The sequence below is a fragment of the Herbaspirillum sp. B65 genome, from assembly GCF_000333555.1.
GTDB lineage: Bacteria > Pseudomonadota > Gammaproteobacteria > Burkholderiales > Burkholderiaceae_D > Herbaspirillum > Herbaspirillum rubrisubalbicans.
Genome location: NZ_BADI01001087.1, coordinates 1 through 9,961 on the forward strand (window position 1 = coordinate 1; position 9,961 = coordinate 9,961).

Consider the following 9,961-nt stretch of genomic DNA (forward strand, 5'->3'; position numbering starts at 1 on the left):
TGCCTTTGGCAAGAGCGTAATACTAAAGCTGCTTTTCTTTCTAGCGCAGCACAAACCACGGCACTCAATCGCGCATTGGTTTCGATTGATCTAGCACCTGCCGCCGCCCCATCTAATGATAGATTCTGGGAATCAGCTCCCAAACCTACAATCGAAGAGATGAATGAAAATGTATGATTGAGAGAAAAATATGAGCTTTTTTGTCGAACACCCGGCACCAACTGATGAGAAAAGGCTTGAAAAGCTATCAGGCAGAATTCAGAACTATAAAGCTTCTCGAGAAACTGCGAGCTTCTTCTTTACTCCAAATGATCAGCGAAATTTGAGCGTATTTGCTGTGGCATCTGCTGCTGCGGGTCTTGCTGGACAAGCGGCCATCCTATCCAACTATTCTTCTTCCATGGAAGAAGAGGCAGATCACGTTCAGTTCGAATTGAATGGCAATAGGATAAGCGGTTGGTTATGGCACAGCCCGTTTAAAGAAGGTGACGAAGTAGAGGTCGCTGTTCAGTCAAATGGCGATCACTACCAACTATTAGGAATGATAAACAAGGAAAAAAGAATCATCGCCTTGTACCCTCATTGCTCCAGAGGAAAAATAAGTCACATCAAAAATGCGATGAAATGGTCAAGCATTTTCACTATTGTCTGCTTTGTATTTGCATCACTAATCAGCATTGACTGGGAAACCGGTGAAGTACTGTTTTGGCGCGATTTTTTTGCCAGCCGAGCCGTGATGCTATTAGATATCGCCTTTTTTTTGTCGCCCACTTTGATTTGTGCAATTTTGATCAGGAAATGGATGCCTTTCGTTCGCCTTGCAGAAGCAGTTTTCCATACACTAGAACTACCAAATCCCTCGCACATTGACTTAGTCAAATCATCAAAAAAACTAGCGAGAGATGGTGATGAACCTGCATGTGGCGTCATGTATTTCAGATACTAGATTGACGGGATGACCGCCTAACCAAAGTAAAAAATAACGACTGAACGAGGCCGTGAGCACATTCTTAAAACAACCAGAAAATAATAGTCTGGAAAAGATATCCGGTCGCGTTACCAATTATAAGAAGAGAAGAGACGCGACACAGCCAGTTTCGTTTTTACCGAAAGTGACCAAACTACGGTGGGCATTGTTGCAGTGGGGGCAGCGCTATCAGGCTTATCCGGCGTCGCAACCACATTGTCCACCCATGCTTCTTCCATAGAAGAAGAAGCTGACTACGTTGAATTTGACCTGGACGGGCGCAGAGTGAGCGGGTGGCTTTGGCGAAGCCCATTGAACGAAGGTGACAGTGTCGATGCCGCAGTTGAAAGGCACGGTGATCACTATGAGCTGTTTGGTATCGTGAAGAAAGAAGAAAGAATTATTGCTTTATACCCTCACTGCTCAAGAGGTAGCTCAAGTCATGTGAAAAACGCCGTGAAATGGATGTTGATTTTCGAAGTTATCTCTTTTATTGCGCTCTCTCTTATCAGTATCGATTTCGATACCGGAGAACTTTGGCTCTGGTCGATGCTTGCCTCTAATTCAACCGTGCGGTGGATTTATGCAGTTTTCTTTCTAGCGATAAGCCTGATTGCATTTTGGATGATTTTGAAATGGATGCCTTTTGTACGACTTGCGGAGAAGGTTTTCCGGGCACTTGAACTAGGGCAACCTGCTCACATTGACTTGGTCAAGTCATCCAAAAAACTTGCAAGAGAAGAGGACGCCCCAGAATGTGGCATCCTGTATTTCCGATACTGACTTAGGGACCACGGAACTCACGACTCCCGCACCATTCCCCTTCCACCGGCAACCCCTTCAACCGCACCGAATCATCATTGGCCGCCACCCCCAACTCAAGCACCACGCCCGTCCTGGACGGGCATGGCAGCCAACGCGGGTCCACGCCAGCCACCTGCCCCAGCGCATCGACCACCAACCAATCAAGGGCGCGCCGCATCAGTTGCGTGCCTTCGAGAGCACCATCAGCCAGCGGCGGAACAACAGGATTTCCACGTGACCAGGTTCGATGCCAGCACTGCACTCGATCACCGGATTGACCCGGTAACGGCGCACATAGGTATCACGGCAGATGAAGATTTCGCGGCGACCCAGGCGGATGGCCAGCGAGGACGGGCTGGAAGATGCAACAGCGAAACGAGCGTCGGAAGCAAGATCAAAGTGTGTCATGGCAGCGATTCCTCTTCTTGTCGGTAGGAGGTTTCACTTTAGCACAGTACTGTATGAATACACAGTATTTTTTATACAGTACTGTGGCTGCCATGGCGAGCATACAACAAACCGTCCACCCTGCCCCGCCGGCCTCGGATCACCGTGGCGCCTAGGCCACACCGCCGGCCAGGCGGGCACGGACGAAGCCGATATGTTCGCGCAGCACGTAGAACTGGTCGGCAAAGGCCAGCGGCATCTTCATGCGGTTCACGGCGATCTCGATCTCATCGAGGCGCTTGAGCATCTCGGCCTGTTGCTCGGGGGAGTCGCGCGTGAGGCCCCGTTCCAGGGCGATCAGTTCGCCATACCAGCGGTAGATGCGCGAGCGCACGCGCCAGCCATAGAGCATCGGTACCAGGCGGATACCAGGGATCAGCAACAGGATCACCGGCAGCACGATCACCACCGCCCGGTCCAGCAGGCTGGCCATCCAGAAGGGCAAGGTGCGGTAGAAGAAAGTCTTGCCGGACTTGTAGTAGCGCGCGGCATCGTCGCTGATCGGATATTCATGTTCCAGCGGTGCCGGGAATTCGCCGGCCTTCTGCAGCACGTTGGCCTTGCCATGCACTTCGCGGGCGGCGGCAATGAGCAGGTCCGAGAGCGCCGGATGCAGGTCGTCGCGCGCCACCAGTTCGGCCGTGGGGGCGATCAACAGGGTATCGCGCGCCGGCAGGTTGTGTGCCAGGTCGAATACGCCCATGGGCATCTTCAGGGTATTGAGGTAACGGAAGCGCCGCACGTAGGCATCGGCCTGGGAAAAGTCCAGCAGCCGGATACCGGGCGCGCGCAGCAGCTTGCCCATGGTCGCCACCGAGACCGAATCGCCCATCAGGAAGGCGGCATCGATCTTGCCGCTGGTGAGGGCATGGGCCGCCTCGTCGCCGCCGATGTTCAATAGCTGGGTGGCGCCGCCGTTTTCCACGCCATTGGCTTTCAGGAGCGTGGCGGCCAGCACGCTGGAGCCACTGCCCTGTCCGCCGATGGCAATGCGCTTGCCGGCCAGCTCCGACAACTGGCGCAGCGGTGGCACCGGGCGGCCATCCTCGCGCGGCGGTGGGGCTCGGTAATACACCGATACCGGCACATAGGAAATGCTGCCCAAGGACACCAGCGACTCCAGCGCCTCGGCCGGCACGGCGCTGGCCAGGCCACCCTGGACGAAACCGACGTCGATGTCCTGATCGGGATCGGCCAGGCGCTTGAGATTGTCCAGCGAACCACCGGTCTCCACGATATCGAGCCGGATGCCATCCCGCGCCAGCAAGGTCTTGTAGCGCTCGGCCACGCGCCAGAAATTGCTGTCCTTGGGACCGGCGGCAATGGTGATGGAAGATGGCGGCGCCGGCCGGATCAGCCAGATCACCAGCCAGGCACCCACCAGGATCAACAGGATGATGGGACCGAAGCTGACGGCCAGGTCACGCCAGGAAATGGCCACGAAGCGCGCCCGGATCCGGGTGGCCGAGGGCGCATAGGCAGAAAGTTTCTTGTCTTTGAGCATGGGCGCTATTCTAGCCGCGCCGCCGCGCTTTGGCCCTGCCCTGCTTGTAACGCAATGTGAAGTATTAGGGCAAGAAACTTGCTGAGGGCAGCACCTTATCCATCTTGAACCAGATGCTCCTGCTCAGATTTGCGGCAGGCTCAGTCGTGGACCGGTTCGTCCTGGCTGCGCCCGGCGCTGCGATAGGCATCGCGCACCCGCAAGAGGTGGTGGCGCATGGCCTCGGCAGCCTTGTGCGGATCGCGCGCCTTGAGCGCAGCGAGGATGTCGCGGTGATCTTGCAGGCTGCGCTCCAGCGTGGAGGGAATGCGCGAGGTGATGGAGCGGCTCTTCTTGCCCAGCATGTAGAGGCTGCCAGCGATGCTTTGCAGGAAAGGATTGTCGCAGGCTTCGATGATGGCTTCATGAAACTCCACGTCCGCCGCCGAAAACGCCGCCGGGTCCGACAACAGGCGTGCCTCATCCTCGACATTGCGCGCCAGGCGTGCCAGTTCGGCCTCGGGCATATGAGTTGCCGCCAGCGCCGCCACACCGGTCTCGATGATGAGGCGGGCATCGAACAGCGCCTCCAGCGTGCCGGGATTGAGGTCGATGATCATCTCCAGCGGCTCCAGCAGTTCGCGCGTTTCCAGCGAACTAACGAAGGTGCCCTCGCCCTGGCGGATGCGCAGCAGGCCCAGCAGCGCCAGCCCACGGATGGCTTCCCGTACCGCAGGGCGGCCTACCCCCAACATGGCGGCCAGCTCGCGCTCGGGTGGGAGCTGCTGGTCAGGCTTGAGCAGCCCGCTACGGATCATGGTCAGCAGCCGCTGCGCGACCTGCTCGGAAATCGATTTCTGGACGATAGGATCAAAGGACATGCTGTCGGAATGCGTACCTGAAGGGATGAATCATTGCCGCACCGGCAATGCCTATGTGGTCGGTCGCCGCGACTTGCAAAGGCGACAAAAGGTAGGACCAATGGCTGTGGAGGATAGGTATCGAGGCGGGATGTGTCAAGCGACGGGAATTTTGGTGCAGTGCGCAAGAAATACAGTACTGCGCAGGGTTGCCTCAGACCAGAGAACTGATGCGGGCGATGAGGCTAGGATCCTGATCAACCAACTTCAGCAAGACGGCAGCCTGGGCATTCGGACGGGAGACGCCCTGTTCCCAGTTCTGATAGGTGCGGGCATTGACGCGTAGACTGCGCGCCATGATGGCTTGCGAAACACGTACCTTGCTCCTGACTCGCTGAATCTCTTCGGCAGTAATCGAGACAGGTTCCGGCGATAGCTTCACCTTGGTAGTGCGTAAAGTGAGCTTACCTTTGCGCTCGGCGGCCATGTCCTCGACTCCGGCCATCAGTTCGTCGAACAGGTTTCTTTTCTTCTTCATGATGTTTTCCCTCGGGCCAATTCATCTTCCAGAACGCGTTTGAGCAGCTTGCGCTGTTCGGCTGTCAGGTCAGCCATTTCATTTTTGTCATAGATTGAAAAAAGCCAGAACTGACGTTCTTCACTCCAAAAATAATAGATGACCCGCAAGCCCCCGCGTTTACCCTTGCAACGGCGTGCATCAGGAAAACGAATCTTCCTTAGCCCACCCGTATCCTTGATCAGCTTGCCCGCATGAGGATGCCTCATCAACATCTGTTGAAGTTCAGCATAAGCCTCATCCGAGAGATAGTTCGCCCGGTAGGCTTCAAACATTCGCGTTTCTTTGAATACGGCTTCCATCCGCGAACCATACGCATTTCACGTATGGTGCTCCATCGTACCATAGGGCAGAATCGATCTAGGGCCTGTCCCCCTTGAGTTCAACCTTCCTCTACCTGCCCCTCATGAACCTGCGTTTCGTCGAAGCCTTCCACTGGGCCGCCTCGCTCAAGAGCATCACCCGCGCCGCTGAAAAGCTGCATATCACGCAATCGACCATGTCCAGCCGCATCGCCTCGCTGGAGGAAGAGCTGGGGGTGGTCCTTCTGGACCGACGTGAAAAACAATTCCGTCTGACGGTCGCCGGCCAGCGTTTCCAGCGCCTGGCCGTGAAGCTTCTCGACATGCAGCGCCAGATCCGCCAGGAACTCGGTGGCAACAGCGCCGGTCCGCTGCTGCTGCGCATCGGCAGCATCGAATCGGTGGTGCATAGCTGGCTGCCGGCTTGGTTGCAGGAGATCCGCAGCCGCTATCCCGACTTTGCACTGGAACTGACCGTGGAAACCTCGCCGGTGCTGACCGAACAGATCCGGCGCGGGGCCCAGGACCTGGTCTTCACCTCCACGGTCGGCAGCGACACCGCCGTGCGTTCACGGCTGATGACGCCGATGGGCATGGTCTTCGTCGGCCACCGTGAGCGCTTCGGCACCCGCGTGCATACCCTGGAGGAACTGGCCGCGCACGACCTCATCACCTTCCAGCGCGGCTCGCAGCCGCACCAGGGACTGCTGCAACTGTGCCAGGAATGGGGCGTGCTCAATCCCCGCGTGCACGCCATTTCCTCGATCTCGGCCATGGTGCAACTGGTCGAAGGCGGCTTTGGCGTGGCCACCCTGCCGCGGGCCTCGGTGCGTGAACTGACGCGTCGCCTGCCGCTGCGCATCCTGCGCTGCGAAGCCACCCTTGCCGCCTTGCAGATCCATGCCAGCTATCGCGAAGACCCCAGTTCCAGTCTGGCCGAGCTGGTGCTCGATTCGGCCCTGGACCATGCGCGGCGCGCACAAGCAAAAGGCCGCGCAGCAGAAAAATGAGGGGCTGGCACGGAAATCGCTATAGTGAATTTTCCATTGTCCTCATCGAAAAAATCGATAACAAAAGATATAAATTTTTTGTTGGACGACCTCCCGGCACGCTCCTAACATCGGCTCCATTCAACCAGGGAGACCGCCATGCCAGAGACTGCCACCGCCTTGTCCGCCACGCCAGCCGCACTATCGGCGGCGTCGAGCGCATTAGAGGTGCGTCTGGCCGCCCGCAGCGGCGCCTTCACCGGGCACACCAGCGGCGTGGCCAGCGCCCACGTCCAGGTCAACCTGGCCATTTTGCCGGCGGCACTGGCGGCGGACTTCCGTGAATTCTGCGCACGCAATCCTGTTCCCTGTCCCTTGCTGGGCGTCTCCGAACCGGGCTCGCCGGCCCTGCCGGGGCTGGGCCTGGACCTGGACGTGCGCAGTGACGTGCCGCGCTACCACGTATGGAGAAACGGCGAGCGCGTGGCCGAAGTGAACGACCTGCGCGAGTACTGGCGAGAAGATCTGGTGAGCTTCGCGCTGGGTTGCTCCTTCTCCTTCGAACACGCGCTGCTGGCCGCCGGCATCCCGCTGCGCCACGTCAGCCAGGGTCGCAACGTGGCCATGTATCGCACCAATCTGCCGACCCGAGCAGTGGGCGTCTTCAGCGGTCCCACGGTGGTATCGATGCGTCCGCTCAAGGCCGCCGATGCCATCCGCGCCATCCAGATCACCGCGCGCACTCCGCAGGTGCATGGTGCACCGATCCACATCGGCGATCCGAGCCTGATCGGCATTGCCGATATCCACCAGCCCGACTATGGCGAGGCGGTGGCCATCCATGCCGATGAACTGCCGGTGTTCTGGGCCTGCGGCGTCACGCCCCAGGCCGCCATCGTCGCCGCCCGGCCCGAATTGTGCATCACCCATGCACCGGGCTACATGCTGGTGACCGACAAGCTCAATAGCGAACTGCTGGACCAGCCCGCCTAGCTGCCGGCGGGAACATCCGTTTTTCTCCCACGCTGCCCGGCACGTCGATATGTGCGAGGCAGACGGTGGGCGCACGTCAGTGATTTACATACTTTCATTACGGGGATCATCATGTGGCTGCAGGAAACAACGACAAGCGAGCGGCGCACGCTCACGGCGACCTTCACCGGCTATGCGGTGGATGGTTTTGATTACATGATCTATACCTTTCTCATCCCCACGCTGCTGGCCGCATGGAGCATGAGCAAGGCCGAAGCCGGCTACATCGCCACCGGCGCCCTGCTCACCTCGGCCGTGGGCGGCTGGGCGGCCGGTGTGCTGGCTGACCGCTACGGCCGGGTGCGGGTGCTGCAATGGACGGTGCTGTGGTTTGCGCTGTTTACGTTCCTCTCCGGTTTTACCAATTCCTTCGGCCAACTCTTCTTCACCCGCGCCATGCAAGGCTTCGGCATGGGCGGGGAATGGGCGGTGGGATCGGTACTGATCGCCGAGACCATCTCGGCACGTCATCGGGGCAAGGCCTCGGGCCTGGTGCAAAGCAGTTGGGCCGTGGGCTGGGCCGCCTCGGCGCTAGCCTTCTGGGGCATCTACGCAGTATTGCCGCCGGAGATGGCGTGGAAGGTCTTGTTCTGGATCGGCATCCTGCCGGCTCTGCTGACACTCTACATCCGCCGCACCCTGCACGAGCCGGAGATCTACCTGGCGACCCAGGCCCGGCTGCGCCAGAGCGGCCAACGCGGCAACTTCCTGCGCATCTTCCACCGCGACCTGCTGCGCACGACCTTACTGGCCAGTCTGCTGGCTACCGGAATGCAGGGTGCGTATTACTCGGTGACCACCTGGCTGCCCACCTTCCTCAAGACCGAACGCCACCTCTCGGTGCTGGGCACCAGTACCTATCTGCTGGTGCTCATCGGTGGTTCCTTCTGTGGTTATCTCACCTCGGCCTGGCTGTCCGACACCATCGGTCGCCGCCGCTGCTTCATGTTCTTTGCGGTGATGGGCATCGTGCTGGTATTGAGTTATACGCAAATGGTCATTACCGATGCCTGGATGCTGGCGCTGGGCTTCGTGCTGGGATTTTTCCTCTCGGGGATTTTCGCGGGCATGGGCGCCTATCTGTCCGAACTCTTCCCCAGCGACGTGCGTGGTTCTGGACAAGGTTTCTGCTACAACGTCGGCCGTGCCCTCGGGGCGATCTGCCCGGCGCTGGTGGGATACCTCGGCAACAGCCTGCCCTTGGGGCAGACCATTGGCTGGGTCGCGGCGGCCTGTTATGCATTGGTGATCCTGGCCTGCCTGGCGCTGCCGGAGACGCGCGGCAAGGAGCTGGAGGCGGCCGTGGCCAGCGCATGAGCAACCACCGCCGAGCGCGGCGATGACGCTTCCGACAGTGGGCGCCTACATCATCACAGGCTCTTGGCCTATACGGCCGAAGCGAGGCAGGACCGATGATGCAAGGACTGCGCATGAGCGCAGCATCCACTTAGGAGCCAGAGATATGTCGAACCAAGATCAAGGCGCAACCCGCGGCGGTTCGCACGAACAGCATGTGCAAGCCGGTCAGCAGAGCCACAAGAACGACCAGCAGAACCAGAGCAGCGGCCAGTCCGGACAGCAACACGGCAGCCATACCCAAGGTGGCTCGCATGAGCAGCACGTCAAGGCCGGCCAGCAAAGTCACAAGAACGATCAGCAGAACCAGAGCAGCAGTGGAGCCAGCCAGCAACACGGCGACTCCACCCGTGGCGGCTCGCATGAGCAACACGTGAAGGCAGGACAGCAAAGTCACAAGAACAGCTAAGCTGCGATGTCGGTGATGGCAAAACGCCCGCTTCTTGCGGGCGTTGCGCCTTTTTGGCAATGGCAGGGAAGTGGTGTTGATCGATCCGCCCCGCTGCACGCGGCCAGCAAACTGCACACCGGCCCGGCACAAGCGCTTTGGCTGAAAAAGTGAAGGTCTGTGCGTCCTCTGCGGACTGCAAGCCGGTTTTTTCCCTCCTGAAGAAGAATTGCGCAGGATTTCCCTGTGCCTGATTTGCCGCGCAATTCTGCGTCCGCCCCACCTCTCCCGATGCCGGCCGCGTGCCGGCATTGTCTTTTGCGTTCCGCCGCCGAGCAATGAGGCAGGCCGGTACGTCCTGCCGTATACTTGCAAGCCTGTTGCAACTCTTTGTTCGTCCCCTGCAACTCGCTGCGGTCACGCCGGTCTGACCCACCCGCGCCCCGTTACCAGAACCATCAACCGCTGCCTCCATGGAAATCGTCTTTACCGTCTTGATCCTGCTGCTGGCCGTGGCCGTCTCCGGCGTGGTCGCCAGGCTGGCCCCGTTCAAGTTGCCCTTGCCCCTGTTCCAGATCGCGCTCGGTGCGGTCTTGGCACTGCCCATGTTCGGCCTGCGTATCAGCTTCGATCCGGAACTGTTCCTGCTGCTGTTCATCCCGCCGCTGCTCTTTACCGATGGCTGGCGTATGCCCAAGCGCGAATTCTTCCGGCTGGCACGCCCCATCCTGGCGCTGGCGCTGGGTCTGGTGATGT

Annotated in this window: 13 protein-coding genes; 7 read left to right on the plus strand and 6 right to left on the minus strand. The window is 59.2% G+C overall.

The window, feature by feature from the left end:
* Positions 1 to 190 precede the first annotated feature (190 nt).
* Positions 191 to 946 (plus strand): putative type VI secretion system effector, encoded by a 756-nt coding sequence (locus I5W_RS30575; protein ID WP_082803205.1) that lies wholly within the window; start codon positions 191 to 193, stop codon positions 944 to 946.
* Positions 947 to 1,126: 180 nt separating this feature from the next.
* Complete coding sequence (locus tag I5W_RS30580) at positions 1,127 to 1,750, plus strand: putative type VI secretion system effector (protein ID WP_252717227.1); 624 nt, start codon at positions 1,127 to 1,129, stop codon at positions 1,748 to 1,750.
* 1 nt (position 1,751) lies between these two features.
* Here I5W_RS30580 and I5W_RS25745 read toward each other — a convergent pair whose 3' ends face one another.
* From I5W_RS25745 to I5W_RS25770, 6 genes are all read right to left on the minus strand, one after another.
* Positions 1,752 to 1,949 (minus strand): hypothetical protein, encoded by a 198-nt coding sequence (locus I5W_RS25745; RefSeq protein WP_044531391.1) that lies wholly within the window; start codon positions 1,947 to 1,949, stop codon positions 1,752 to 1,754.
* A complete protein-coding gene (locus I5W_RS25750; protein ID WP_017452985.1) occupies positions 1,949 to 2,179 on the minus strand; it encodes a hypothetical protein in 231 nt (76 codons plus the stop codon). The genes I5W_RS25745 and I5W_RS25750 overlap by 1 nt, the downstream gene beginning before the upstream one ends.
* A 151-nt stretch (positions 2,180 to 2,330) precedes the next feature.
* The gene (locus I5W_RS25755; RefSeq protein WP_017452986.1) at positions 2,331 to 3,722 is read right to left on the minus strand and encodes a TAXI family TRAP transporter solute-binding subunit; all 1,392 of its coding nucleotides are present in this window, start codon (positions 3,720 to 3,722) and stop codon (positions 2,331 to 2,333) included.
* Between the two features lie 140 nt (positions 3,723 to 3,862).
* Positions 3,863 to 4,582 carry a FadR/GntR family transcriptional regulator gene (locus I5W_RS25760; protein WP_017452987.1) on the minus strand — a complete coding sequence of 240 codons (720 nt, stop codon included), beginning with the start codon at positions 4,580 to 4,582 and terminating at the stop codon, positions 3,863 to 3,865.
* 193 nt (positions 4,583 to 4,775) lie between these two features.
* Positions 4,776 to 5,099 (minus strand): helix-turn-helix domain-containing protein, encoded by a 324-nt coding sequence (locus I5W_RS25765; protein ID WP_044531392.1) that lies wholly within the window; start codon positions 5,097 to 5,099, stop codon positions 4,776 to 4,778.
* Positions 5,096 to 5,440, minus strand: coding sequence for a type II toxin-antitoxin system RelE/ParE family toxin (locus tag I5W_RS25770; RefSeq protein WP_044531393.1), 345 nt, complete (start codon positions 5,438 to 5,440; stop codon positions 5,096 to 5,098). The genes I5W_RS25765 and I5W_RS25770 overlap by 4 nt, the downstream gene beginning before the upstream one ends.
* A gap of 104 nt (positions 5,441 to 5,544) precedes the next feature.
* On the opposite strand from I5W_RS25770, the gene I5W_RS25775 reads away from it, so the two are divergent.
* From I5W_RS25775 to I5W_RS25795, 5 genes are all read left to right on the plus strand, one after another.
* The gene (locus I5W_RS25775) at positions 5,545 to 6,450 is read left to right on the plus strand and encodes a LysR family transcriptional regulator (protein ID WP_044531394.1); all 906 of its coding nucleotides are present in this window, start codon (positions 5,545 to 5,547) and stop codon (positions 6,448 to 6,450) included.
* A gap of 138 nt (positions 6,451 to 6,588) precedes the next feature.
* Positions 6,589 to 7,422: a putative hydro-lyase gene (locus I5W_RS25780; protein WP_044531395.1), complete on the plus strand. Its 834-nt coding sequence runs from the start codon at positions 6,589 to 6,591 to the stop codon at positions 7,420 to 7,422.
* A gap of 111 nt (positions 7,423 to 7,533) precedes the next feature.
* On the plus strand, positions 7,534 to 8,778 hold the full coding sequence (locus I5W_RS25785; protein ID WP_044531396.1) for an MFS transporter: 1,245 nt from the start codon (positions 7,534 to 7,536) through the stop codon (positions 8,776 to 8,778).
* Between the two features lie 145 nt (positions 8,779 to 8,923).
* Complete coding sequence (locus I5W_RS25790) at positions 8,924 to 9,226, plus strand: hypothetical protein (RefSeq protein WP_017452991.1); 303 nt, start codon at positions 8,924 to 8,926, stop codon at positions 9,224 to 9,226.
* Positions 9,227 to 9,678: 452 nt separating this feature from the next.
* Positions 9,679 to 9,961 (plus strand): cation:proton antiporter domain-containing protein (locus I5W_RS25795; protein ID WP_044531397.1); only part of this gene is annotated, 283 nt, incomplete at its 3' end.

Excerpts from the sequence above, each read along its gene's own strand:
- I5W_RS25765 (WP_044531392.1), bottom strand. The coding sequence starts at position 5,099 with ATGAAGAAGAAAAGAAACCTGTTCGACGAACTGATGGCCGGAGTCGAG.
- I5W_RS25785 (WP_044531396.1), top strand. The coding sequence starts at position 7,534 with ATGTGGCTGCAGGAAACAACGACAAGCGAGCGGCGCACGCTCACGGCG.
- I5W_RS25760 (WP_017452987.1), bottom strand. The coding sequence starts at position 4,582 with ATGTCCTTTGATCCTATCGTCCAGAAATCGATTTCCGAGCAGGTCGCG.
- I5W_RS25790 (WP_017452991.1), top strand. The coding sequence starts at position 8,924 with ATGTCGAACCAAGATCAAGGCGCAACCCGCGGCGGTTCGCACGAACAG.
- I5W_RS25745 (WP_044531391.1), bottom strand. The coding sequence starts at position 1,949 with ATGCGGCGCGCCCTTGATTGGTTGGTGGTCGATGCGCTGGGGCAGGTG.
- I5W_RS25770 (WP_044531393.1), bottom strand. The coding sequence starts at position 5,440 with ATGGAAGCCGTATTCAAAGAAACGCGAATGTTTGAAGCCTACCGGGCG.
- I5W_RS25755 (WP_017452986.1), bottom strand. The coding sequence starts at position 3,722 with ATGCTCAAAGACAAGAAACTTTCTGCCTATGCGCCCTCGGCCACCCGG.
- I5W_RS25775 (WP_044531394.1), top strand. The coding sequence starts at position 5,545 with ATGAACCTGCGTTTCGTCGAAGCCTTCCACTGGGCCGCCTCGCTCAAG.
- I5W_RS25780 (WP_044531395.1), top strand. The coding sequence starts at position 6,589 with ATGCCAGAGACTGCCACCGCCTTGTCCGCCACGCCAGCCGCACTATCG.
- I5W_RS30575 (WP_082803205.1), top strand. The coding sequence starts at position 191 with ATGAGCTTTTTTGTCGAACACCCGGCACCAACTGATGAGAAAAGGCTT.
- I5W_RS25750 (WP_017452985.1), bottom strand. The coding sequence starts at position 2,179 with ATGACACACTTTGATCTTGCTTCCGACGCTCGTTTCGCTGTTGCATCT.